The following is a 24,934-nucleotide window of genomic DNA, read 5'->3' as shown; positions in this document are numbered from 1 at the left end:
TAACAACAATAATTGACGAGTAAATGATGGAAATAACAAACGAAATTCGCGGTACTTACAGAAAAGTTAAAAAACAAGGGAATCGTTTATTGCTAAAAAGGCGTATCGGCTTTTTGCGCTTTTGGGGGAGTATCACTTTTGCTCAGCGGTGCTACTTTCTGGCAACTGCAATGCTTTTATTACAGCTTTTTTTTGATGTTAAAAGTGGCTTATTTGAAACGGTCATGTTTGGCTTTGCCCTTAGTGGTATTGTTAATGAAACTTGGCCAAGGTTTATGGCGCTTTGGAATAGTTTACCGGGTAAAGCGGCAATTTTGTTTGTCTATGCCGTTATCGCGAATTTTGCGCTCGCTTCTGCTAGCGGGTTAGTAAATAGCATAACCGGCGTTTCGGCTGGTGCGCTGCCCTACAGCCACAATTTCGCGCTCATACTTATGGTGCCAAGCTGGTTCTTTGTCACCACGTTAATGGCACTCGTTGGCGGAATGCTAGTTATCTTTATTTATCTATTTTTTCTACTACTACTCAAGCCTTTTGGTGTGCAAAAACTGTGGCATAAGCCTGGTTATCGCTATGTACTTTCTACCGCTGTAGCGCGGTTTGTTTGGACATTAGGTGTAGCGCTCCAGCTTAGTGTGTTAGCGGGGCAGGTGGGGTTACTCTCCGAGTTTAGTGCTGAAAGTACAAGCCAGCTGATCACAATCGAAAACGAGACTGAAACGTCGATTGAAAACAGTGAGGTACCACTTACTGAGGAACAAGCGGAAGATACTTCTGAGCTAGAAGAAGATTTAACTGCGCTTCTCACCGATGCTAAGCAAAAAAGTATTCGTTATAAAAAGATACAACGCCAAGCACTAGCTAGTTTTATCTATGAATTTGAGGCAGATTCACGTTCCCGCTGTGCCCACCCTGAAGGAACGCGCGTCATCGAGCTTAATGATTACGAGATATTACAAATAGCGCAAACGCCTGAGAATGAAATTGGCTATACGTATACAGTAGAGCCCTGTCGTTCAGCTGCTATTGGGCTCGATTAAAACGCTCCGCTTTTTTCGTTCATAATTTGCAGGGCCATCGCAGGTTTAGATTAAATGTACGAATGGCGATACCTTGAAAACGCTTTTACAGTATCTGCCATGCGTATAAAGCTACTTGGCATCTCGTACACACCTAACGCTAAACATATAGTCTTTGTTAAGCTTTGCCCTTCTAATTTCGCCTTTATGTGAGTTCCACCACGAATAGGCGAGGGTGCGGGCGTATGCCTCTTTATCAGTGGCGCTAGTTTTGTCAGTAGAAGCCGTGTTCGCGTATGTTGATAACATTGCTAATATTCCTAATAAGAAAAGGGCGCTTTTCATTTCATTACACTCTCAATACGTCCAAACCAGTTAATCAGAATTGCCAAGAAAAGCCCGTTTGTTCTTCTGACAGCGCCCATAGTTTCGTCAATACCTGTTTATCTACTGCAAAGTCTTCTAGCTTGCATTCTCCAACTGGACCGCCAAAATTCATTAGCCCTGTTGGGCCGTAGTAGGCACGTTGTTTAAGGTTTTCTTCGGTGGCGCACATAACTTCTGGGTATGCGCCTTTTTCTGCAGACTGGGCTAGCCCAATTTTCACCATAAAAGACCAAGAGATACGGGTTAAGAAGTTAGCACTTTCCCTGATAAGGGTAGTATTCGACGCACCGGGGTGACAAACAAACACCTTCACGTGTTTATTATGTGCTTTTACTTTGTCTTGCAGTTCGTATGCAAACATCATTTGAGCAAGCTTACTTTGGCTGTATACCTTATTCGGGTTGTAATTTCTGTCCCAGTTCATGTCGTCAAACTGCATGGTTCTAAGACCCATTTTGTGACCTTCACTGGCAACCACTACAATGCGTCCTTTCGATTCATTAATGCGATCAAACAACAGTCCACAAAGCAAAAAGTGCCCGTAGTGGTTAACACCTAATTGGCTTTCAAAGCCATCTTCAGTGAATTGTTGAGTCGAAATTTGTGCGATAGCGGCATTACAAATCAGCGCGTCGATAACAGGTACTTGTTCTAATATTTCTTTAGATGACTGTCGCACAGAAGCAAGGCTGCCAAGATCTAAACGGATATAGCTGACATTAGCGGTTTCACCAAACTCTTGTTTTAACTTGGCAATAGCGTCATGGGACTTGCTCGGGCTTCGGTTCAGCATGACTACTTTGGCGCCTTTCGATAGCAAAATGCGCGATGCTTCAAAGCCTGCCCCTGTATTCGCCCCAGTTATTAAAAACGTTTTGCCTTCAGTGTTTTCTATTTGTGCTGGCGTCCAGCCGTCTTTTCCAAACTGATTAGAGTTAGCCATGTTCGCTTACCTTTTAATTACTAAAAAATTATATTTGTAATATAGTAACCATGAGGTTTTAAAAGTAGGCGTAATGGTCTTTAAAAGTTGCCTATTTGTATCACTTCGTTGTTAAAGAGGTGGTTGGGTGCTAATTTAAGTAAACTTGAAAAGTTGACTTTGCCAAGGCTTTTTGTGCAATGCGATATTAAAAAGTCGACAGCTTTACAAGCCAAAATTAACTGAACGGTGTTGATCTCTAAATGAGTAAATCATTAATAAAGCAACTTATTGAAGACAAGGTGACGCAAAGCGGGCTTTACGACACCGGAATAGAAGGTGTTCAGCTTTTTAAAATAACAGCACCTATCGATTGCGCCCCCGTGGTATATGAACCGTCTCTGACCGCCATTGTTTATGGCGGGAAAGAGGCCATCTTAAACGGTGAAAAACACACGTTTAGTACAAGTAAATATACGTGTTGCACTATGTCTATGCCGGTTGAGGCAGGAATTCCCGACGCTTCTGAGACTAATCCATTACTTGGCGTTTATATCTCTTTAAACAGCAGGATGATGACTGACTTAGCAATTGAGTTTGAAAGCGTGTCAGGAAGTTTAAAAACGTCGTCAGCAGAAAGTGCAGTTTCTGGCATTGCTTCAGCGCAGTGGAGCGTTGACTTTGAAGGTGCCCTATATCGCTTACTTTTGCTAACTGACAGACCAACAGATATTGCCATGTTGGCGAGTAATCGGTTACGCGAAGTGTATTACGCTGTTCTAAAAGGCGAAGCGGGTGGAGCAGTGCGCCAAAGCTTTGGTGTGGGTAACGGTATTGTACGAGCTATCGAGTACTTGGCTTCCCACGTCAATGAAAGTATTACCATAGACGATATGGCAAACAAAGTGGGTATGAGCCGGGCCGCATTTCACCGCAAGTTTAAGCAAGCCACTAATATGTCGCCTATTCAATTCGTAAAGTCTATGAGGTTGAACAACGCAGCAAAACGCATAGCAGAAGGTACAAATGTAAGTGTTGCTGCTATGGATGTTGGGTATATCAGTTCATCCCAATTTAGCCGAGATTTTAAGCGAATGTATGGCTTATCGCCAAAGCAGTGGGAAAAAGAAAACAAGGCTAAAGTCGCGACTATGTTGCAGTAGGTGTGGTTATAGTGGTGGATGTAAGGAAATAAAGGCTTGAGACTGAGCTTTGCGGCTTAACTTTATGCGGAATTGATAAAAAAGCCCGCTACAGCATAGCTGCAGCGGGCTTCTAAATATAGTGAACAACAGCTTAGAAGCTAGCGTTACCCGGTGTACGTGGGAATGGGATAACGTCACGTACGTTTTGCATGCCGGTTACGTAAGCTACAAGACGTTCGAAACCTAGACCGAAACCTGAGTGAGGTACAGTGCCGTAGCGGCGTAGGTCGCGATACCATGCGTAGTCTTCCTTCGATAGCCCCATTTCTTCAAGACGAGCATCGAAAACATCTAATCGTTCTTCACGCTGAGAACCACCGATAATTTCACCGATGCCTGGCGCTAGTACGTCCATTGCTGCAACGGTTTTGCCGTCGTCGTTAATGCGCATATAGAACGCTTTAATGTCTTTTGGATAGTTCTGCATGATGATTGGTGCACCAACATGCTCTTCGGCAAGGTAACGTTCGTGCTCAGAAGATAAATCGATACCCCATTCAACAGGGAATTCGAATTCTTTACCGCAGTTTTGCAGAATTTCAATAGCGTCAGTGTAATCCATGCGCACGAAGTCAGAGCTAACTAGCTTTTCTAAACGCTCAACCGCATCTTTCTTGATGCGCTGGGCGAAGAATGCCATATCATCAGGTAGCTCTTCTAATACCGCTTTACACACATACTTAAGCATGTCTTCAGCAAGCTGTGCGACATCTTTCAATTCAGCAAATGCCACTTCAGGCTCAATCATCCAGAACTCGGCAAGGTGACGAGACGTATTTGAGTTTTCTGCGCGGAACGTAGGTCCGAAGGTGTATACCTTAGACATAGCTGTACAGTAAGTTTCAACGTTAAGCTGACCCGATACGGTTAGGTAGGTTTCTTTACCGAAGAAATCTTCTGAGTAATCAACATTGCCTTTATCGTCTAGCGGAAGGTTCATCATATCAAGGGTTGATACGCGGAACATTTCACCAGCACCTTCTGTATCGCTAGCCGTTAGAATTGGCGTAGAAATCCAATAGTAACCCTTTTCGTGGAAGAAACGGTGGATAGCCTGAGACAAACAGTTACGTACACGAGTAACCGCACCAATAACATTGGTACGCGGGCGCAGGTGTGCGTATTCACGTAGGTATTCAATACTATGGCGCTTTGCCGCCATTGGGTAGGTATCAGGGTTTTCAACCAAACCTACAATCTCTACCTCGGTCGCATCAATTTCTAGTGATTGCCCTTGGCCTTGCGATTCTTTCACTGTACCGGTTACCGACAATGAACAACCAGCAGTAAGGCGCTGGATATCGGCGTAATTTGACAGAGAATTTAGCGCAATAACTTGTACAGGATCGAAGCAACTACCATCGTGTAGTGCAATAAATGATAACCCCGCTTTAGAGTCGCGGCGTGTTCTTACCCAACCCTTAACGGTTACCGATTCGCCAACGGCGTACTTACCTTTAAGCACGTCAACTACGGGCGCATGCGTCATGTTAATTTCTCCGTCTTACTGATCTTATGTTGTTGCTCGAATACACATCGAGCGTATCAACCTAGTGCATTAAACTATGCATGAAAAATTGCACTAAAATTTGCTTTATGGTCAATGTTTTGGATTGCTGTGCCGATAAGTCTTTAATGCCGGTAAATTGCATATTGAAGTTATGGTTAACTTCTTTATGACATTTATGTATCGCGAATTATAGAAATAAGTATAAATAACGAGATACACCGAACGGAATTCGCTTCGGCGATGTAAAAATAACCAATGAAATACAATCCAATAGCACGCTAGTATACCCAACATAAAGCGGGATGCCAGAGAACAGAGTGACAAATGGGAAATAAAAATGATTCAGGCACGTCGGTACATAACCAGCAGCAAACGCAGGGGGAATCTCAACGCGCGTCACAATCCTCTGCAACAGGCGATATTGACAGGCGTTCTATGACCTATGAGCAATTAGCTGAACGGCGTTCGACGCCACGCTCAAAAACTCCCTTTTATAAGGTAATGCTTGGCCTCAACGTGTTCGGTTGGGTGGGAATGGTGGTGGTTCTTATATTGTTTCACTACGCTCGGCCCGACTTCATCAGTGGCGTTCAGCAGTATTGGGGAATAGAAGGGGACTCATCTTGGTCTGAAGGTCATTTGTCTGCCATGACTATTATGCTGCAGGTATGCTTAATAGTAAGCCTTGTCAGCATTGTCATGCGTGCAAGACGCAATCGTCGACGCACAGACTCCTTCGGCGTAAACCTTATAATCTTGTTTGCTATTGCGGCAATTAGTTTAATAACTCTTGCGACTACGTTGGGGTTATAGCACAGGTTAACCAACGAAATTAATGGCGAGAAAATCAAAAAAGCTTGGCACTTTACGTCAGTAGAGCAGCCAAGCTTTTTGTTGTCAGCCAACTATTTTTACTCTTTGTACAATTCTGCAGCCTATATAAACGCTGCCTGAATTAGCCAATAGGTATAAGCAGCATAAGCTAGCACAAATGCGCCACCTTCAAGGCGGTTAAGGCGACCTTGACGTTTAATACCGATACAGAAAATGAAAAGTGCCACGGTAGAGGCGAACATCACCATGGCATCGCGGTAAAGGAACTCAGCATCTACTGTCATAGGCTGTATCGTCCCTGCAATACCCACAACGGCTAGGGTATTAAACATATTAGAGCCAATAACATTGCCAATTGCTAAATCATGCTCGCCTTTTTTAACGGCCATTAATGACGACGCGAGTTCGGGTAGTGATGTACCAATTGCGATAACGGTAAGGCCGATTATCGTATCGCTTACACCAAAGAAGGTGGCGTATTCAACCGCGCCCCAAACCAGCATCCGAGAGCTTGCAACAAGTAACAGTAAACCCGCAATTAACCACATAACGTGGGTTTTAACGGTGCCTTCGTTACTATTGATTTCCTCATCGTATTCATCGGCAAGGGCGTCTTTATCGCCTTTCATTGCGTGATAGATACTCCATGAAATCAACAGTACAAATAGCCCTAGCAAAGAAAACGCGTCATCTTTGGAAACCGTTAAGTCCCATACCTGCCACACAGCAAAAAAAGTGATGCCCAGTAGTACGGGCAATTCTTTTTTGATAATTTCCGATCTAACCGCAATAGGGCTAATAACGGCGGTCAAACCTAAAATTAACAAAATGTTGGCGATATTCGAGCCGTAGGCGTTACCCAGCGCAATGCCCGAGTTACCTTGGTACGCGGCGAAAATAGAAACGATAATTTCAGGAGCGGACGTACCAAACCCAATAATAAGCATACCTATTAGGAGGGGCGATACACCATAATGATTAGCGACTGATGCGGCACCACCTACAAACTTTCCTGCACTCCAAAGCAGTACGGGTAACCCGATCAAAATAGCCACACTGGCTAGTAACATACTTACTCCTCAAACCATTTGTGTCGTTTTGTCTATCTCTATTTATAGACAAAATTAATAAACAAAAGCTCTATCAATAGATTTAATTGTACATCAGTTTTTATTGTCATTTCGATGAAAAAAAGCCGTGCAGATTGTGCTATGCAAAATTGAAGTTAGGCGTAAACTTCGCGACTAAATAACTGTGTATGCTATTTGAGCACCGCCGTTTACGTTTTAACTTACCTACCATCTTTTAGAAGCGACATTAATGCACAAAACCTTGATTGTTACTGACGATGTTATCCCTTTTCGTAACTCTTCATTAACTGTACTTACTTTTCAAGAATACCTTGCTGAGTTCCCAAAGCTAAACGAACCCAAAACCCGGGTTATTAATATTTGCGATACCACGCGATATTTAAGCGAGGGCTATTACTGTTCGTTGTTGGCTCAGGCTCGTAACCATTCTGTGTTGCCTTCAGTAAATACCATCAATGATTTGCGTATGGCTGAAGAGAAAAGTATCGATCGCATCGCTTTTTCCTTGTCGGTATCTCAAGATAATACTGAAATTACCGATGAGCCTTTATTAGTACTTTTCGGTGAAGTGAAAGATCAGCGCTTTAAGCGCTTGGCCCGCCAAGCGTTTGAAAAATATTCTTATCCGGTATTGGTACTAAGCCTCATGGTTACCGATACCAACGAATTGCCCAAAGCTACGAATAAAGTGCAAATTGAAGGCTTTGCAACGTTGCAAGCTAAAGCGTTTAAAGATTTAGATGCAGCGCAACAAGCACGCTTTATCGAGCAACTTGAGAAACAGGCAAAAATACAGTGGAAAGCGAGTAAAACGAGCAAGCGCACGCGCTGGGATATGGCGATTTTGGTTAATCCAGAAGAAAGTACGCCTCCTAGTGATGAGCGAGCCATTAAAAACTTTGTAAAAGCGGCTGAAAAAGTAGGCTTTCGAGCTAATGTAGTCAGTCGCTTGTCGCAAGAAGAGCTAGGTCACTATGACGCACTGTTTATTCGTGAAACCACAGCAATTGACCACCATACCTATCGTCTAGCCCGTGCTGCAGAGCGCGAGGGTATTGTGGTAATGGACGACACGCAGTCAATTTTGCGCTGCTGTAACAAGGTGTACTTGCAAGATGCGTTTGCATACCAAAAAGTGCCTGCGCCACAAGCGACCTTTGTATCAAGCGCTACTGATGATGTATGCGAAAAACTCATTGCCGACTTTGGCTTGCCGTTGGTATTAAAGCTGCCAGAAAGCTCGTTTTCACGGGGTGTGCATAAAGCTGAAAATAAAGAAGCGTTAAAAGCGCGCTTAGAACAAATGCTAACTGAATCGGCGCTAGTGCTAGTTCAAGAATATATTTTTACTGAATTTGATTGGCGAATTGGAGTGTTAGGCGGCAAGCCGATTTACGCTTGTCAGTACTTCATGGTGCGCAACCATTGGCAGATTTATAACCATCAGGGCGATAGATTCTCCTCGGGTGGATTTACAACAATGCCAACGTTTGAAGTACCTAAGCCGGTATTACAAGCCGCTATTAAAGCCGCAAAAGCAGTGGGCAACGGTCTTTATGGCGTAGATATTAAGCAAACCGGAAATGCGGTTTATGTTATTGAAGTGAACGACAACCCAAGTATCGACTCGGGCGTTGAAGATAAATATTTAGGCAAAGAACTGTACGAATTAATTATGCAGGAATTTGCTGATAGGTTGGAGCAAAGAGGGCGATGATTACATCGGCTGAGCGAGTAATTGAAGTGAATAATGCAAGTCCACAGGAAAGCGCAAATCGTGCATATGGCCTAGCAGAAGGCGCGTCGAATACTAAGTCGGCACAAGGTGCCCGTGCGCCTTCAACGCAGTCGAGTGTAGTGCTGCGTGTTGCGACATTAAACGATCTTGCTTCGCTTCAGCATATTGAGCAAACCTGCTTTACAACCGACAGACTAAGTAAAAGTCGTTTCAAGTTTTACATTGATGCACAGCACGCAGAGCTAATCGTGGCCGAGCGTGCGCCGTTAAATTCAGGCTTGAACCTCGATACAAATAAGCCGGATTGCAATAGCATAGTAGGCTACGGACTGTTACTGCTTCGACGCGGAACACAACTTACTAGGCTGTATTCTATTGCGGTTTTGCCCGAGGCTCGAGGGCTTGGCGTTGCTGAGAAGCTTATAAGTAGCTTGGGGGAGCGGGCGCTTTTGCGGGGAAAGCGATTTATGCGCCTGGAAGTGGCAGTAGGTAATGCTGGTGCCATTGCTCTTTATAAAAAGTTAGGGTTTAGTCAGTTCGGTATGTATACCGATTACTACGACGATCACACTGATGCATTGCGTATGCAAAAAGTATTGGTGCCGAGTAAGTCGGTTAAGCCAGAGGTTTACCCGTGGTATCAGCAAACAACTGATTTCACCTGCGGTCCGTCGGCATTGATGATGGCGATGTGTGCATTAAACAATCGCTATGAAATGACGCAAGAAAAAGAATTAACGTTGTGGCGCACAGCTACCACAATATTCATGATGTCAGGGCATGGTGGCTGTCACCCGGTGGGGTTAGCACTAGCTGCAGTGAATGAAGGTTATGCGGCGAAAGTGGTTATTAACCAAGACGTTCCGCTTTTTGTTGATGGCGTTAGAGATGTTAATAAGAAAGCGATCGTTGAAAACGTTGAATCTCAGTTTATGGAAGAAGCACGGAAAAAAGGCATTTCCATTGAAATTTCTGACTGGCCTATGGATGTTATCGACCAAACCCTTAAAGCTGGCGGGGCAGTATTGTGCTTAATCAGCACATATGCGTTTGATAAGAAAAAAGTTCCCCATTGGGTTGCGGTGACTAGCTGCGATTCTCACTGCTATTATCTGCACGATCCAGATGCGAGTGAGGGGCAGCCTGTCGAGTATCAACACATTCCGGTTGCCCGTGAAGACTTTCTAAGGCTTGCCAGCTATGGCACGCGTAAAGTAAGAACATTGGTGCTCCTAAAAAATAAAAAGTAACGCCAATATCAAGCTAAGGTTTGAGGCAAAGTTAAATGCCCCAAGCCTTAGTGATGCACTTGTGTAACGTTAACCTTTCTATTAAGTGTTTTGAGCTGTGTTACCAATTGAGACAACTCTTTCACCGAACCTGAATAATCAATGTGCTTATTCATTTCCTGGCCTTTCACTGCACTTTGATAAAGCGCTTCACTTTCAAAGCATGCAGTTTGCTTATTTAACGCGTTCCATTCGGCTTCTAAGTCGCTCGGAATGCAATGACGTTTTGCAACAATTTTGTCTTTTATTTGCAACACTTTCCCGATCAGTAATTGAGCATCTGTAGGCATAATAGTATCTCCGTTTCAATTTCATGAGGTAAGTTGCTGATATTCGGTTGTTTACAAGTCTCTTTGTTACAAGAAAAACGATAAACCGATATTTCGCTTCTAACCCGTTAAATTAAAGTTTGCATTATTGATGCCACGTTCAATAAAAAGGTGAGAATCCTTTTTCTGCGCGCTTGTAAGTTTGGAAATACCGTCTCAGCTCTTAAACTGTGCTCTTAAAAGACATGAGCAAAGCATCTTTATAATTTCAAAATGCTGAATAAATAGATTTCGACAGAGAGCTAAAACAAGGGCTTTATTCTCTTAACCGAATTTAAGAGGAGATGTTAACCCAGAAAAAATTATCGGAACTTCGGAGGAAAATATTTTTGTCGAACCTGTTCTAGTCTTAGGCTGGTGGCGTGGTGACTGTCGCCATTTATAAAAAACTCATCGAGAATTGGCATTATTTCTGAAGCAAAGGTTTCCTCAGCATCACAATCGAAAAATTGTGAAAAGCCGTCTGCTTCAGAAAGTGCTGAATAAGCTTCTTTAGTAAGTTTGTTCCTGTGCCTATTCAACTTTGGTCGTTTTACGAGAACCGCAGTTCTGATTGGCGCGCTATTTATAAGAATAGCGTTTGGGCTTGTCTTTGATTTTCTTAACTTGGCAGTAGCAAAAGTGCGGTGTCCAAATTAATAAATTAAGCAAAATAGCGGTAATAAGGCTAAAGACGATTGAGGAGGGGGTTAGCGGTACGGATGGACTAAAATTGTCGAGTACTCGATTTAGCGTGCCGTACTGAGAAGGTGAGGCCATAAACACCAGCTTTTCGAAATAGTGGCCGTGCTCAAGTTTTCTCATACCCTGCTCCAGTGTGGTGATCTGGGCAAAGCGGCTCGCTTTCATTGACGCATTTTCACGCACTACCGGCTCGCTATTTTTCTGTAAACTGTCGAGCATGGCCTCTACAGAAGAAAAACCATGCTGTTTAGCGAGTACAGAGGAACTGGATACTTCATCTCTTAGTGCGTCATAGTAGCCATTCAAATATTGGCGGTAGTGGTTCGCTAAAATAGGTACCTGCAGTGTAATAATGAATAAAACTGCAAAGACCACTTTATCAAGAACACGCACTACCATTAAAAACTCGCTATAAAATAATCAGTATTGTCGACTCATTAGTGACCCGCCTAATCGTTGACTTCTGACATTCGTTTATAGAAGCCTTTTAACGCTAGGGGCTCTCGACATTGAACTCATCTCATGTAACAAAAAGTAAGTGCTAAGCGTAACAACCTCTCACGCTATTTCAAGGCTGTATAAATCGCATGGGTTAACTTACTTAATTGCTCGGAAGATATGATATAGGGAGGCATAATGTATACCAGTTTACCAAAGGGCCTTATCCACACGCCTTCTTCGACGAAATGACGCTGAATTTCGGCAACATTGACCGGGTTTACTGTCTCAACCACCCCAATAGCGCCCAGCACTCTTATATCAGCAACGCGGGGTAAGTCTGCACATTTTGCCAACTCGGTTTGTAATTGTTTCTCAATGGCGGGAATTTGTTGCTGCCAATGGTTTTCATTAATGACAGATAAACTAGCATTGGCCACTGCGCAAGCTAACGGGTTACCCATATAAGTTGGGCCGTGCATAAAAACACCAGGCTCACCTTGGCAAACCCCTAACGCGACATCTTCGGTACACAAAGTAGCGGCTAACGTCATATAGCCGCCAGTAATCGCCTTGCCCAAGCACAAAATATCAGGCGAGATACCGGCATGTTCACAAGCGAAGAGCTTACCTGTACGACCAAATCCAGTAGCAATCTCATCGCAAATTAAAAGTACATCATAGGAGTCACACAGTTGGCGACAACGTTTTAAGTATTCAGGATGGTAAATACGCATGCCACCTGCACCTTGAACAATAGGCTCTAGAATTAACGCCGCCATGGTGTGGTGATGTTTCTCGAAAATCTCTTCAAGCGGAAGAATATCGTCTTCACTAAAGGTTTGACCAAAGCGAGTTTGTGGCGCAGGCGCAAAAATTTGTTTGCTTAATACACCCTCAAACAAACTGTGCATGCCGTTTACTGGGTCGCACACACTCATAGCGGCGAACGTATCGCCATGATAACCGTTGCGCGGTGCGACAATACGTGACTTTTCTGTACGCCCTTGGCATGCCCAATACTGAATTGCCATTTTTATAGCCACTTCAACGGACACTGAACCAGAGTCAGCTAAAAACACTCTCTCTAAACCAGCTGGAACCATACTGAGTAAAGTTTTACACAAATCCACAGCTGGCTGGTGGGTGATACCGCCAAACATAACGTGAGAAAAAGCATCAATTTGCTTGTGCGCTGCATCGTTGAGTACGGGGTGGTTGTAGCCGTGAATAGCAGCCCACCAGCTAGACATGCCGTCTACTAATACTTCACCGGTGGCCAAGGTGAGCTCGGCGCCTTTTGCACCAACTACTTCGTAACAGGGAAGGGGGTTAACCGCCGAGGTATAGGGGTGCCAAATGTGTTGTTTATCAAATTCTATATTGTTCACAAATTAACCATTAGTAAGGGTTTTGAATTGGTCAGAGTTGACAACTCGATATTGGGGCATAGACTAAGCCAGCAATAATAATTAGTAAAGGACAGTCAATGACGCTGGCTAGTGCGCCTTCTGCGCAAACGACAACTATTCGAAACGATTGGACCAAAGCTGAAGTCGAAGCTTTGTTCGCCATGCCATTTAATGATTTACTGTTTGATGCCCAAGTGGTGCATAGACAGCATTTTAATCCTAACGAAGTGCAGGTTAGCACGCTTTTGTCGATTAAAACTGGTGCATGTCCTGAAGACTGTAAGTACTGCCCACAAAGTGCCCGTTATGATACAGGTCTTGAAAAAGAGCGCCTGTTGGAAATTGAAAAGGTTATCCAGCGCGCAAAAGAAGCGAAGCAAGTGGGTTCTACCCGTTTTTGTATGGGAGCCGCATGGCGAAATCCCCGCGACAGAGATATGCCTTACATTCTGAAAATGGTTGAAGAGGTGAAAAGTTTGGGGCTAGAAACCTGCATGACGCTGGGTATGCTAACACGTGATCAAGCAGTCGCGCTAAAACAAGCGGGCTTGGATTACTATAACCACAACTTAGATACCTCACCGGAATACTACGGCGATATTATTACTACACGTACCTATCAAGACCGATTGAATACGTTAGAGAACGTGCGTGCTGCAGGTATGAACGTTTGCTCAGGTGGCATTGTGGGCATGGGAGAAACGGTGAGCGACCGCGCCAGTATGCTGGTGCAGCTAGCAAACCTTCCCGAACAGCCGCAAAGTGTGCCTATTAATATGTTAGTAAAAGTTAAAGGTACACCACTCGATAGCGTAGAAGACTTGGACTATTTCGAGTTTATCCGCACTATTGCTGTTGCTCGTATCATGATGCCCAAGTCACATGTGCGCTTGTCGGCAGGCCGCGAAGCCATGAATGAGCAAATGCAGGCGCTGTGTTTTATGGCAGGCGCGAATTCCATTTTCTATGGCTGCAAGCTGTTAACTACGTCAAATCCAGATACCCATGAAGATGTTATGCTGTTCAAAAAGCTTGGTATTAATACTGAGCGTACAAGAGATTACTCAGACGAAGCACACCAACAGGTCTTGGAAGAAGAAATTGCCCAGCAGCAAGAACAAGCCGACGACAGTAACGACTTGTTTATTGATGCAACCAAGCCTAAGGTAGCGCCAAAGAAACAGCAATTAACGGAGGCGTAATGGCCTTTCACTGGTTAGACGATTCGCTGGGCGCACGTGCTGAGCAAGGCTTGCTGCGCCAGCGCAACTGCCAACAATACGAAAAAGACAGCATTATTTGCATTAATGGTGAGCACTACCTTAATTTTTCGAGCAACGATTATTTAGGCATGCGCCAGCATGAAGGCGTATTGCAAAGTTGGGTTGAAGGATTGGCGCAATTTGGTGGGGGCAGCGGCGCATCGCCTTTGGTAACTGGGCACACACAGGCTCATTTAGCGCTTGAAGCTTACATTGCCGATGGTTTAAACCGTGAAGCAGCACTGTTGTTTAACTCTGGCTTTGCAGCTAACCAAGCTTTGTGTATGGCACTTTTTCCTCACATTTCTCATGCTGGCAGTAGCGGGGCGCCTGGACACATTATTGCTGACAAGCTCATGCACGCTTCGTTTTTAGAGGGGGCACAATGTGTATCCGAGCGCGCTAGGCTTCGCCGCTTTAAGCATAACGATCTCAATCATTTAGAAAGCATGCTTTCAGGTGTTTACAGTACCCCTATGCTTGCTACGGATGAGCATAGCGAAATTAATGCTGACGCTAATTTAAAATCAAGCGACCAAGATATTCTTATTGCCAGTGAAGGTGTGTTTAGCATGGACGGTGATGCCGCGCTTTGCAAAGATATAGCCGATATCGCTGCGAAATATAATGCATGGTTTATGTTAGACGATGCACATGGTATGGGCGTTTTGGGTGCAAACGGCTTTGGCAGTGTAGAAGCGCTAAACTTAAGCCAGCAACAGGTTCCGGTTGTTATGGGAACATTCGGCAAAGCGGTAGGCACAGCAGGCGCATTTATTGCCGGAAGCCACCCCCTTATTGACTACCTAGTGAATTTTTCTAAGCACTATGTGTATTCCACCGCCATGCCGCCAGCACAAGCGGTGGCGACCTTATACTCACTCACACATATCGCTAGTGATACCGCTCGTCGCGAATTGCTTACTAACAATATTTCCTATTTCAGAGAGGCGTTCCAAAAACGTTTTGGACAGACACTCAATGCGGACAAGGAAAGCGATAATTCAGACCATATCACCTTGGGAGCTATCACCTTAGGAACTATCACCTTAGGAGCCTCGCAAAGCGCTATTCAACCCGTTATTGTCGGCAGCCCAGAGCATGCAGTTGCATTAAGTGAAGGTTTAAAACAACGGGGGATTTGGGCAGCCGCTATCCGGCAACCAACCGTACCGAAAAATCAAGACAGGCTGCGTATAACCTTAACCGCAAATCATACGACTCAAGATATCGATGTGTTAATTGATGCGCTTGAATTGTCGCTCAATGGTTTGAAGGAACTATCGCGCGATGGGTTAAGTGAGCCTTCTGCGAAAAGGGAAGCATAAAGTACGATGAATGCCGTAACCGCCCTAAGTTCGTCAAACCAGAAAGAGATGTAAAAATGTCGGCAAGCCCAGCTGCGAAATCAGCGTCATTGACAGAGCCCTTGAAACCTTTTGAAGGTAATGCGGCAAGTGATACAGCAAAAGTGCTTCCTAATAATGAAGACGCTTTCTTAGCAGAGTGTTGTAATTCCACTGTTGCCGAATCAGCCGACGGTACCGGCAAAGCTAACAAAGCGGTTACTGCACAAGAAATTACTGAACAGAGCATCGCACACCGTTTCTCAAAAGCGGCAGTAAAGTACGACAGTATTGCGTGTATTCAGCGTAATATTGCCGAGCAGGGGTTAGCAAACTTGCCAGAGGCTTTGCAGGGCGAGGCCCTCGATATAGGCTGTGGAACGGGCATTCATACACAGGCACTTTCAAAAAAAGGTGCTGTTGCAACTGGTGTAGACATTGCTGAGGGTATGTTGGCGCAGGCACGAAAAAAGTACTCTGACCCCATTTTCGTAGAAGGTAGTGCTGTTGATTTACCCTTCTCTGAAGACACGTTTTCAACGGTGTTTTCGTCCATGGCGCTACAGTGGGCAAGCGACACAAGCCTTGTTGCTAGCGAGATCTCGCGAGTGCTTAAACAGGATGGTATCGCTGAGCTGGCTATTATGGTGTCGGGCTCTTTTAGTGAACTTAGAACGGCCCGCAAAGTGGCGCAGCTTTCGCAAGCCGAAACTCATCTGCCGACAACCGCGCAGTGGGAAAGCGGGTTTAAGCAATCAGGGCTCCGCTTACAACGAGTTATTACCAAAGACTATGTTGATACTCACCAAGATATTATGTCGCTACTGCACTCGGTGAAAGGTGTAGGAGCGGGTGAGACTGGCCAAAAACAACCTCCGCTTACCCGTCGAGATATTAAAAAATTAGCCATGGCGTACAGTAATATGAGTGGTGTAGAAAGTAAGTTACCGCTTACCTACCGTGTGAGTCATTTTAGATTGGAAAAACGATGAAGCAGTATTTCGTTACCGGTACCGACACAGAGGTCGGGAAAACCTATGTCACTTGCCAATTACTAAAAGCAGCGCAAAAAGCATCGCTTACCGGCATCGGCTATAAACCTATTGCAGCTGGTTGTGAGCAGGTTAACGGTGAGTGGGTTAACGATGATGCGCTAAATATACAAAAAGCATGCTCCAAAATACGCGAAAACAAAGCCATTAAAGCTATAGATAATAGCGAGCTAAAAAGCGCAAGCGAAGAAAATGGACAGACACTTCCTTTACATCAAATAAACCCTATCGCATTAAGGCCGCCCATTGCGCCACATATTGCTGCACTTGAAGAAGGCGTGGCGTTAAGCTTTGAAAAAATTGCGCAAGGCCTTGATAAACTGCAAGCTTATCAGCCAGATCTACTGTTGATGGAAGGTGCAGGAGGGTGGCGATTACCCTTAATCGTGGGCGATGAGTATACGCCTACGTATTATCTATCCGATGTTGTGAAAACGCTCAACATGGACGTAATTTTCGTTGTGGGTATGCGTCTAGGCTGCTTAAACCATGCGCTATTAACCGCAGAAGCGATACGCGCAGATGGGCTAAAAATCAAAGGGTGGGTAGCCAACGACATCACAGGTAACATGACGCGATACCAGGAAAACCTGCATTCTCTAAAAGCCATGTTACCCGAGCCGCTGCTGGCAGAAATTCCCTACCAGCGTGAGCCTGATGAAGAGGCGCTATTCGCCGCTATCAAGCAAATAAGTTAAATCATCACCTGAATTAATTGGCTTTTTTTCTTCACCTAAAAAGATGAAGCCGTCTTTTTCACCGACTAAAGTAAGTTGGTTATCACAAAGGCGTAACGCCGTGCCTTCACGGATAGCCACTACCGGCGTGGTTGGGTTTAGCGTTGTAAACTCGGCCAATCGCTGATCGCGGGTTTCACCATTATGGCCAGGAGGCTGATAATCGGTGTAGTGCGGGTTCAACTGAAACGGCACGATATCAAGCGCATCAAAACTAGGCGGCTCAATAATAGGCATGTCATTAGTGGTTCTAATTGATTCGCCACAGATATTCGAGCCCGCGCTCCATCCAATATAAGGCGTGCAATCGGCGATGGCGTGCTTTATTGGCACAATAAGCGCGTTCGCATAAAGTGTTGAAAGCAGGTGAAAGGTGTTTCCTCCACCTACCACAATAGCTTGGCCATTTTTCTTCGCATTGTTTACGGCGGCCACGGGGTCTTCTACTGTGTGTAACCCAGTAACATTACATTCTGGCAGGGCAGTAGCAACAGCATCTACATAGCTGTCGTACGTTTGAGTTACAGCGGCGTAAGGAACAAATAGGAGGTCGCGAATTTCGCCTAAGTGTGCAAAAATAAGTTCTCTAGCGTGCTCTAGGTAAGCCTCGTCGCCTTGACGAGAGCTACTTAGCATAAGTACATGTGCGGTCATACTAACTCCACAATTTTTCTGACGGCGTATCATACGCGAAACTGGGCACAAAGTTTAGTCGCGCTCCGTCACTGCGTTTAAATAGGATTTTGAATGAAACAATCTACATCGGTGTTGTTCGTGTGTTTGGGCAATATTTGCCGCTCTCCAACAGCAGAAGCCGTGTTCAAGCACAAAGCTGCACAAGCCGGGTTAAATATTGAAATTGATTCTGCGGGGACCCATGGTTACCACATCGGGAAACCTGCAGATAAGCGTTCACAGGCGGCTGGGGTAGAGCGAGGTTACAGCTTTAAGGGGCTTAAATGTCGTCGTGTTGATGACAGTGACTTTGAGCGCTTCGACTATATTTTAGCTATGGATAATAGCAACCTTGCAAATTTGCATGGTATGTCGCCAAGCCAGTACCAGGAAAAAATTAAGCTATTTCTGGACTTTGCAAATGTAGAAGACAAAGAAGTGCCTGACCCATACTACGGAGGGAAGCGCGGCTTTGAGTTGGTGTTAGATTTAATTGAAGAAGCATCGGACGGTTTGATTGCGCACATTAAGCAAACCCAACAACTATAATCAGAAGCTTTATCCACAAGCCATAACTGAGAAGCGGCATTGCGAACCAAATCTAGAACGCATATTAAGAACCGATTTTGAGAGCCGATTTTGAAAACCATTGAAACTAAACGCCCAGCCCTTTCTTTGGTTGTAATAACGCTACTTTGTTTGTTAGCCGTTGGCGTGGTGGGTGTCATTGGCGTGACAGGGTTTGCTAACACGGCTGCTGACTTAAAGCAGCATATTATCGTTCAGCTTCAAATACCGCTTATACTTACCGCATGCTTAGTAGGGGCGGCGCTTTCCGTAAGTGGCGCAACCTTACAGGTGGTACTTCGAAACCCGCTAGCCGACCCAGGAATCATAGGTATCACCAGCGGAGCGAGTTTAGTTGCCGCACTATTGCTACTGTTAACGCCGCAATGGGCTACAGCCTACCTGCATTACTTACTGCCTTTTGGGTGCTTTGTGGGTGCCTTGTTATCTACTTTTGTTATTTATCGTTTAGCCAGAAAATTGCTAGGCTCCTCCACTGCGGTAATTCTTGCTGGTATTGCCATATCGACGCTCAGTGGCGCTGTTATTGCCTGGCTTTATATGTTCAGCGACGCTGATGCCCTTCGCAACCTTACTTTTTGGCTAATGGGCAGCTTATATCAAACTAACTGGTTAATTTTATCGGTTGGAGGCCCGTTGATCGTTATAGCTGTAGGTTTACAGCTTTTTTACGCGGGTGATTTAAACAAGCTATACGCCGGAGAACTTGCGGCAAAAAGTAGCGGTGTGGATGTGGAAAAACTTACCGAACGTGCCCTCATCGTTTGTGCTATCGCGGTGGGTACGGCGGTGTCGATGGCCGGGTCTATCGCTTTTGTGGGCTTATTAGTGCCTCATATTTTGCGTTTGATCATCGGGCATAACAATCGCTATTTATTGCCGTTAAGTGCGTTAAGCGGTGCAAGCCTTTTAATGTTGGTAGCGCTATGCTCTGAAATGACTCGCGCTATTACACTTCCTGTCTCTATGGTTACAGCAACGTTAGGTGGCCCGTTACTTATTTGGGCGCTGGCAAAAGGCCAGTTCAAAGGCTGATGAAATGACGTCCCCGAATCCTTTTACGCAAAAGCAACCTGATTCTTATCGTAATGAAGAGCAAAGCACTGGTGAACGTCATGCAGTCAGCTACAACAGAGCGCCTTGCATCAAAAGTCGCGAAAGCGTTTCGGATGCCTCAATGATTTTAAGCCTGCAAAATGTGCGCATTGGGTCACGGCTATGGGTGGAAGACTTAAGCGCGAAAAAGGGCGAATGTATCCATATCATAGGGCCAAACGGGGCAGGGAAGTCAACGCTGCTACTTACACTAGCAGGACTGATTGACGCTGATGAAGGTAAAGTAATACTGCATGGCAAGCCAATGGGGAGTTGGTCTCTTGCCACGCTTGCTAGCGTACGTACTTTGTTAGCTCAGCAAAGTGAAAATGGTTTTCACTTGTCGGTGAAGGAATATTTAAGCTTTTACGCAACAGCACAGCAAGGTGAACTAATTCCTTCGGTTTTAGAAAAAGCCCTTGAAGTGTCGGGATTCTTAAACAAAATCCTTACCCAGCTTTCTGGCGGAGAACGCCAGCGCGTAGAAATTTGTCGAGCGCTCTTACAAATTTGGCCCCAGTTAGAGCGGGGAGAGGGGTTAGCGTTTTTAGATGAGCCATTGCAAGGACTTGATATAAGGCACCAATATGCGCTGGCTAGTTTAGTAAAATTCCTTTGCAATAAAGGTAACACCATACTAATGACGTCTCACGATATCACGCTTAGCGCTAACTACTGCAATAGTCTATGGTTAATGCACGAAGGTCGTATGGTCGCATTGGGTGAGCCTAAAGATGTAGCAACTCAGGCAAACCTTGAGAAGGTATTTGAATGCCATTTTGCTATAAGCAAGCACGATAACTTTCTAGAAATTCAAGTTTGCGCACCTATTTCCTTAGATTAAATGTGGTAAAGTGTCACCACATTTTTTAGATTCATATTTTCACATTAGGCTGATTATAAAAATGCGTTACAGGCATACTGTGAAGCGCGCTACAGTCTTACTATTCGAAGCATTAAGTTTCAATAACTATTTTCAGTAAAACGTTTGCCCTACGTTTTTTATTCAGGAGAACACCGTTGAGTAATTGGCAAGTAGACAGTTGGAGAAATAAACCTATTCTTCAGCAACCAGAGTACGACGACAAAGTACGTTTAAATGAAGTAGAGCAAACACTAAGTTCTTATCCTCCACTCGTGTTCGCTGCTGAAGCCCGTGAACTTAGACGTCAGCTAGGTGAAGTGAGCCTGGGTAAAGGCTTTCTTTTACAAGGCGGCGACTGCGCTGAGTCGTTTGACGAGTTTAACGCACCTAAAATTCGCGATACCTTTAAAGTTATCCTTCAAATGGCGATTGTGCTTACCTTTGCCGGTCGCTGCCCGGTGACTAAGGTTGCACGTATGGCTGGGCAGTATGCTAAGCCGCGTTCATCAGATTTTGAAACCCGTGGTGACGTGACCTTGCCAAGCTATCGCGGCGATATTATTAATAACTTTGAGTTTACTGAAGCAGCACGTCGACCTGACCCTGATCGCTTGTTAGAAGCGTACCACCGCAGTGCTTCAACCTTGAACCTTCTTCGCGCATTTGCGCAAGGTGGTTTGGCCGACCTTCACGAAGTGAACCGTTGGAACATGGCGTTTGTTGAAAACAGCCCGCTTAAAGAGCGTTACTCTGATATGGCCAACCGTATTCAAGACACCCTTGAGTTTATGGATGTTATTGGCATTAACGCACAAACTAGCTCTACGCTACATGAAACCTCGCTGTTTACGTCGCACGAAGCCTTGCTATTAAACTACGAACAGGCGCTTACGCGTATCGATACCCTTACCGGCAAGCCTTACGACTGTTCCGCGCATATGGTGTGGATTGGTGAACGTACTCGTCAACTTGATCATGCGCACGTGGAGTTTTTCCGAGGCATTCACAACCCAATTGGTGTGAAAGTGGGGCCGAGCATGCAGGAAGACGAGCTTATTCGTTTAATTGATGCGCTTAACCCGCTAAACGATCCGGGTCGATTAACGCTTATTACTCGCATGGGAGCTGATAACTTAGCTGACAACCTGCCACGACTACTGCGCAAAGTAAAAGCGGAAGGCAGACATGTCGTGTGGAGTTCTGACCCGATGCACGGCAACACATTCTCGGCGTCTAGCGGCTATAAAACCCGTAACTTCGATGCAATTTTGAAAGAAATTAAACAGTTCTTCCAAGCGCATGAAGCAGAAGGTACTCACGCTGGTGGTATTCACCTTGAAATGACCGGTCAGCACGTAACGGAATGTACGGGTGGTGCTTATCAAATTAGCGATGATGATTTAGCCCAGGCTTATAAAACCCAGTGCGATCCGCGCTTAAATGCAGACCAAGTGCTTGAAATGGCATTCTTGGTAGCTGATCATTTGCGTAATGCGTAATGCGTTAACCGCAGTAAGACTTATAAACGGGCAGCGAAGCGAACGCTGCCCGTTTTTTATAGCAGCTGTTCTCTTTCTTCTTCACTTAAAATTCCGGTGAAGATGGTTTCTCTTCTTAAATTAGCGGTGCGTTCGTCATCGGCTAACAATAACGCTTTAAATACATCGGGTTCATTGCGTGCTTCTATAATACCCTTCCATAGCAGGTAGCTACCATAACGCATCATTTTGTTTTGATATCGGGTTTCTAAAGTGTGTTCGGCTTGCTCAAAAAGCTCGGGGTGCGATATCAATTTTTCAGCTATGGCGCTGTGAATTTTTTTGATGCGTTCGTTTACGTCACTTCGACGTTGTTTTCTGGGTCTTACAAACATAAATCTTCTTGCTGTTTTGGTGTGTCTAACACCAGAGTTTTAAGTAAAAATAGGGCGTTGAGCTATCTGTTTATAGCGTTTTTTATCTTACTTCTTGTCTTATGTAAGCGGGTGAACCAACCACAAAGGCAGGGAGTAACAGAACTTAAGATTGTTATCACCATCGATGTAAGTAGGCGATCTGCATAAAAACTTAGGCAATAAGGCAATGCTCGTTATAAAGCAGTTATCGTCATAAGGCAGTTGCTAGTCATCATCTAAAAGGGGCTCTACTACAGACTCTAAGCCGTTTAACTTTATTTCATACATTAAAGCGAGCTGCTCACCTAACTTGTTTTCAGGGAAGCCCTGTTTGTGAAACCAAACCAAATAAGGCTCTGGCAAATGAAAAAGGCGTCTTCCAGCATATTTTCCGAACGGCATTACTTGATTAATGGCGGCTTTTATAAGCGTTGGGTCCATCTATTAACTACCTTCTACATCTTTATCTGTATCTTCATCTTCACGCTGTTGAGCTTGCCATAGGGTTGCGTATTCACCGCCTTGTTCCAGCAAGTAAGTGTGTGTCCCTTCCTCTACTATAGTACCGTTTTTAAGTACGAGGATCTTATCGGCATCGACAATAGTGGACAGTCTATGGGCTATCACCAAGCTAGTATGTCCCTTGGCTGCATCGCGAAGGGCTGACAAAATTGCCCTTTCTGACGTGCTGTCTAATGAGCTGGTGGCCTCGTCAAAGATCATAATGGGCGCACCTTTAAGTAAGGCTCGTGCGATAGATACGCGCTGCTTTTCGCCGCCAGAAAGCTTTAGTCCTCGCTCACCTACGGTTGTTTCTAGCTTATCAGGCAGACTTTCTACAAAGGTTTTAAGGTGTGCAAGCTTAATCACTTGTTTAATATCTTCATCGCTGGCATCGGGGTTACCGTAGCGAATATTTTCTAGCAACGTGGTGTTAAACAGTACCGTATCCTGGGGGACTATACCGATATGTGAGCGCAGACTTTGTTGCGTAAGCGAGGCAATATTATTTCCGTCTATAGTAATGCTGCCCTGTTGAGGGTCGTAAAAACGGAAAAGCAACTTCATTAGCGTAGATTTTCCCGCGCCGCTTTCACCTACCACGGCTACCTTGGCGCCAGGCGGGACGTCAAAGCTCAACCCGTTTAATATTTTCCTATTTTCGTTATAGGCGAAATGCACATTATCAAAGCGTAGTGCCGGGTTGGAACAGGTTAATTCGGTGGCGTTGTCTGCATCTTTGATAGCTGGAGCTTGGGATAGAAGGTCGAATAACTTATCGATATTGGCAAGGCTGCCACGAATTTCACGGTATACAAAACCCAAAAAGTTCAAGGGCATAAAAATCTGCATAGTGAAGGCGTTGATAAGTACAAAGTCGCCAATGGTCATTTCGCCATTCATAACCCCAAAGGCAGCGTTTGCCATCATTGAAGTCATGGCAATGGCAATGATGGCGGCTTGTCCACCGTTTAATGCAAATAGCGATAAGCGGTTCTTCCGTCGCGCTTTTTCCCATGCTGCTAAGTCTGTGTCGTAGCGATTGGCCTCAAAGGATTCGTTATTGAAATATTTTACAGTCTCAAAGTTAAGCAGGCTGTCTACCGCCCTTGAGTTAGTGGTTGAGTCTGCTTCATTCATTTGTGTGACAAAGCGTGTGCGCCAATCTGTCGCTTTCATCGAAAAACCAATATAGGCCACAACGCTGAGCACAATAATCAGCGCGAAAGACACGCCGAACTGGAATAGAAGCAATCCAACTACAAGGGCGATTTCTAATAGAGTAGGGACAATATTAAACACCATAAAGCGCATTAAAAAGCTGACGCCATTGGTGCCGCGCTCGATATCTCGGGACAATCCGCCTGTGCGTCGATTCAGATGAAAGCCTAAGTCTAGATTGTGTAGATGCTTGAAAACCTTAAGCCCTAGACGGCGCATGGCACGCTCAGTAACGCGACCAAATAGCGTATCTCGCACTTCGCCGAGTAAAACATTCAGTAAGCGCAGCGTTCCATAGGCAACGATTAAGCTAATAGGAACCGCCAAAGCTAGCGTGGTTAAATCGCCATTTAAGCTATCAACGGTGTACTTCAGCACGTAGGGCAGGCCAATACTGGCAAGCTTCGCTGCTACTAGGCACAGCAGCGCTAAAAATACGCGTTGCTTAAACTCGAGAAGATAAGGCCAAAGCTGTGAGAGAACGTGCCATTTAACAGGTTCGTCGACATTGGTAGGAAAACGGTTTTTTCTCATTTTATAGTGTGCTTTATTGTTTGGTTTACTGTACTAAGAGCGGGAAGGTTTAGAAAATAATTTGGCGTAAACCTTTTATTAGGAATTGAACAAGCTTGCCCATATATTATTATTCTCGCCTTTTGTGATACGTTTTGAAATAGGCTAGAGATTAAAATGGTCTTATTTATAGCAACGAATGTGTTTAATTTTAATTTCACCCCGCGTACACTAGGGTAGTTTAATTTAGTTACCTTGTTATTTACTCAATGATTTACTGGGTTTTGTAACGTCTAAAAATTGCTGTAGCGATTTATAAAGCAGCAA

24 protein-coding genes and 1 pseudogene are annotated in these 24,934 nt (G+C 44.7%); 13 read left to right on the top strand and 12 right to left on the bottom strand.

Going from position 1 to position 24,934, the window contains the following annotated elements; genetic code table 11:
- The first annotated feature begins 23 nt into the window (after nucleotides 1-23).
- Nucleotides 24-1,040, top strand: a complete 1,017-nt coding sequence (locus tag ACYX4N_RS14715; RefSeq protein ID WP_476054547.1) for a hypothetical protein — start codon at nucleotides 24-26, stop codon at nucleotides 1,038-1,040.
- A 111-nt stretch (nucleotides 1,041-1,151) separates the two neighbouring features.
- Here ACYX4N_RS14715 and ACYX4N_RS14710 read toward each other — a convergent pair.
- Nucleotides 1,152-1,289, bottom strand: a pseudogene (locus ACYX4N_RS14710) (fibrobacter succinogenes major paralogous domain-containing protein); the annotation flags it as partial.
- 109 nt (nucleotides 1,290-1,398) lie between these two features.
- Nucleotides 1,399-2,349 (bottom strand): SDR family oxidoreductase, encoded by a 951-nt coding sequence (locus ACYX4N_RS14705; protein WP_476054546.1) that lies wholly within the window; start codon nucleotides 2,347-2,349, stop codon nucleotides 1,399-1,401.
- A gap of 242 nt (nucleotides 2,350-2,591) precedes the next feature.
- Between ACYX4N_RS14705 and ACYX4N_RS14700 the strand changes: the two genes are divergently transcribed.
- Nucleotides 2,592-3,491, top strand: coding sequence for an AraC family transcriptional regulator (locus ACYX4N_RS14700; RefSeq protein ID WP_476054545.1), 900 nt, complete (start codon nucleotides 2,592-2,594; stop codon nucleotides 3,489-3,491).
- 133 nt (nucleotides 3,492-3,624) lie between these two features.
- Here the strand turns inward: ACYX4N_RS14700 and asnS are convergent, their stop codons facing one another.
- Complete coding sequence (asnS, locus tag ACYX4N_RS14695) at nucleotides 3,625-5,022, bottom strand: asparagine--tRNA ligase (protein WP_474807805.1); 1,398 nt, start codon at nucleotides 5,020-5,022, stop codon at nucleotides 3,625-3,627.
- A gap of 456 nt (nucleotides 5,023-5,478) precedes the next feature.
- On the opposite strand from asnS, the gene ACYX4N_RS14690 reads away from it, so the two are divergent.
- Complete coding sequence (locus tag ACYX4N_RS14690) at nucleotides 5,479-5,856, top strand: hypothetical protein (RefSeq protein WP_474854493.1); 378 nt, start codon at nucleotides 5,479-5,481, stop codon at nucleotides 5,854-5,856.
- A 122-nt stretch (nucleotides 5,857-5,978) separates the two neighbouring features.
- Here the strand turns inward: ACYX4N_RS14690 and ACYX4N_RS14685 are convergent, their stop codons facing one another.
- A complete protein-coding gene (locus ACYX4N_RS14685; RefSeq protein WP_476054544.1) occupies nucleotides 5,979-6,947 on the bottom strand; it encodes a calcium/sodium antiporter in 969 nt (322 codons plus the stop codon).
- A 250-nt stretch (nucleotides 6,948-7,197) separates the two neighbouring features.
- Here ACYX4N_RS14685 and ACYX4N_RS14680 point away from each other — a divergent pair, with 250 nt between their 5' ends.
- The gene (locus ACYX4N_RS14680) at nucleotides 7,198-8,685 is read left to right on the top strand and encodes a RimK family protein (RefSeq protein WP_476054543.1); all 1,488 of its coding nucleotides are present in this window, start codon (nucleotides 7,198-7,200) and stop codon (nucleotides 8,683-8,685) included.
- Entirely contained in the window at nucleotides 8,682-9,956 is a 1,275-nt protein-coding gene (locus ACYX4N_RS14675; RefSeq protein WP_476054542.1) for a GNAT family N-acetyltransferase/peptidase C39 family protein, read from the top strand. The genes ACYX4N_RS14680 and ACYX4N_RS14675 overlap by 4 nt, the downstream gene beginning before the upstream one ends.
- A 47-nt stretch (nucleotides 9,957-10,003) precedes the next feature.
- Here ACYX4N_RS14675 and ACYX4N_RS14670 read toward each other — a convergent pair whose 3' ends face one another.
- From ACYX4N_RS14670 to bioA, 4 genes are all read right to left on the bottom strand, one after another.
- Nucleotides 10,004-10,285, bottom strand: coding sequence for a hypothetical protein (locus ACYX4N_RS14670; RefSeq protein ID WP_474854420.1), 282 nt, complete (start codon nucleotides 10,283-10,285; stop codon nucleotides 10,004-10,006).
- Nucleotides 10,286-10,626: 341 nt separating this feature from the next.
- On the bottom strand, nucleotides 10,627-10,845 hold the full coding sequence (locus ACYX4N_RS14665; protein WP_476054541.1) for a hypothetical protein: 219 nt from the start codon (nucleotides 10,843-10,845) through the stop codon (nucleotides 10,627-10,629).
- Nucleotides 10,846-10,885: 40 nt separating this feature from the next.
- Nucleotides 10,886-11,407: a DUF2937 family protein gene (locus ACYX4N_RS14660; protein ID WP_476054540.1), complete on the bottom strand. Its 522-nt coding sequence runs from the start codon at nucleotides 11,405-11,407 to the stop codon at nucleotides 10,886-10,888.
- Nucleotides 11,408-11,571: 164 nt separating this feature from the next.
- Nucleotides 11,572-12,837, bottom strand: coding sequence for an adenosylmethionine--8-amino-7-oxononanoate transaminase (bioA, locus tag ACYX4N_RS14655; RefSeq protein WP_476054539.1), 1,266 nt, complete (start codon nucleotides 12,835-12,837; stop codon nucleotides 11,572-11,574).
- 98 nt (nucleotides 12,838-12,935) lie between these two features.
- Between bioA and bioB the strand changes: the two genes are divergently transcribed.
- Genes bioB through bioD form a run of 4 tightly spaced genes read left to right on the top strand, consistent with a single transcriptional unit; the run spans nucleotide 12,936 to nucleotide 17,216 of the window.
- Nucleotides 12,936-14,060, top strand: a complete 1,125-nt coding sequence (gene bioB, locus ACYX4N_RS14650) for a biotin synthase BioB (RefSeq protein ID WP_476054538.1) — start codon at nucleotides 12,936-12,938, stop codon at nucleotides 14,058-14,060.
- Nucleotides 14,060-15,448 carry an aminotransferase class I/II-fold pyridoxal phosphate-dependent enzyme gene (locus tag ACYX4N_RS14645; protein ID WP_476054537.1) on the top strand — a complete coding sequence of 463 codons (1,389 nt, stop codon included), beginning with the start codon at nucleotides 14,060-14,062 and terminating at the stop codon, nucleotides 15,446-15,448. Before bioB ends, ACYX4N_RS14645 begins: the two co-directional genes overlap by 1 nt.
- A 56-nt stretch (nucleotides 15,449-15,504) precedes the next feature.
- On the top strand, nucleotides 15,505-16,458 hold the full coding sequence (locus ACYX4N_RS14640; RefSeq protein WP_476054536.1) for a methyltransferase domain-containing protein: 954 nt from the start codon (nucleotides 15,505-15,507) through the stop codon (nucleotides 16,456-16,458).
- Nucleotides 16,455-17,216, top strand: a complete 762-nt coding sequence (gene bioD / locus ACYX4N_RS14635; RefSeq protein WP_476054535.1) for a dethiobiotin synthase — start codon at nucleotides 16,455-16,457, stop codon at nucleotides 17,214-17,216. Before ACYX4N_RS14640 ends, bioD begins: the two co-directional genes overlap by 4 nt.
- Here bioD and pepE read toward each other — a convergent pair.
- Nucleotides 17,187-17,909, bottom strand: a complete 723-nt coding sequence (gene pepE / locus ACYX4N_RS14630) for a dipeptidase PepE (protein ID WP_474854436.1) — start codon at nucleotides 17,907-17,909, stop codon at nucleotides 17,187-17,189. The genes bioD and pepE overlap by 30 nt on opposite strands.
- Nucleotides 17,910-18,002: 93 nt before the next feature.
- On the opposite strand from pepE, the gene ACYX4N_RS14625 reads away from it, so the two are divergent.
- From ACYX4N_RS14625 to ACYX4N_RS14610, 4 genes are all read left to right on the top strand, one after another.
- On the top strand, nucleotides 18,003-18,479 hold the full coding sequence (locus tag ACYX4N_RS14625) for a low molecular weight protein-tyrosine-phosphatase (RefSeq protein ID WP_476054534.1): 477 nt from the start codon (nucleotides 18,003-18,005) through the stop codon (nucleotides 18,477-18,479).
- A 126-nt stretch (nucleotides 18,480-18,605) separates the two neighbouring features.
- The gene (locus tag ACYX4N_RS14620) at nucleotides 18,606-19,553 is read left to right on the top strand and encodes a FecCD family ABC transporter permease (protein ID WP_476056454.1); all 948 of its coding nucleotides are present in this window, start codon (nucleotides 18,606-18,608) and stop codon (nucleotides 19,551-19,553) included.
- Between the two features lie 142 nt (nucleotides 19,554-19,695).
- Nucleotides 19,696-20,457 carry an ATP-binding cassette domain-containing protein gene (locus ACYX4N_RS14615; RefSeq protein ID WP_476056453.1) on the top strand — a complete coding sequence of 254 codons (762 nt, stop codon included), beginning with the start codon at nucleotides 19,696-19,698 and terminating at the stop codon, nucleotides 20,455-20,457.
- 176 nt (nucleotides 20,458-20,633) lie between these two features.
- Nucleotides 20,634-21,977 carry a class II 3-deoxy-7-phosphoheptulonate synthase gene (locus ACYX4N_RS14610; RefSeq protein WP_474807783.1) on the top strand — a complete coding sequence of 448 codons (1,344 nt, stop codon included), beginning with the start codon at nucleotides 20,634-20,636 and terminating at the stop codon, nucleotides 21,975-21,977.
- A gap of 56 nt (nucleotides 21,978-22,033) precedes the next feature.
- Here the strand turns inward: ACYX4N_RS14610 and ACYX4N_RS14605 are convergent, their stop codons facing one another.
- The 3 genes from ACYX4N_RS14605 to ACYX4N_RS14595 all read right to left on the bottom strand — a co-directional run bounded on the left by ACYX4N_RS14605 (nucleotide 22,034) and on the right by ACYX4N_RS14595 (nucleotide 24,628).
- Nucleotides 22,034-22,351, bottom strand: a complete 318-nt coding sequence (locus tag ACYX4N_RS14605; RefSeq protein ID WP_476054533.1) for a hypothetical protein — start codon at nucleotides 22,349-22,351, stop codon at nucleotides 22,034-22,036.
- A gap of 246 nt (nucleotides 22,352-22,597) precedes the next feature.
- On the bottom strand, nucleotides 22,598-22,813 hold the full coding sequence (locus ACYX4N_RS14600; protein ID WP_025254677.1) for a DUF3820 family protein: 216 nt from the start codon (nucleotides 22,811-22,813) through the stop codon (nucleotides 22,598-22,600).
- A gap of 3 nt (nucleotides 22,814-22,816) precedes the next feature.
- Nucleotides 22,817-24,628, bottom strand: coding sequence for an ABCB family ABC transporter ATP-binding protein/permease (locus ACYX4N_RS14595; protein ID WP_476054532.1), 1,812 nt, complete (start codon nucleotides 24,626-24,628; stop codon nucleotides 22,817-22,819).
- Between the last annotated feature and the right edge of the window lie 306 nt (nucleotides 24,629-24,934).

This window comes from Alteromonas sp. ABH4_452, assembly GCF_056311825.1.
This window is presented reverse-complemented; position numbering and strand designations above follow the sequence as displayed.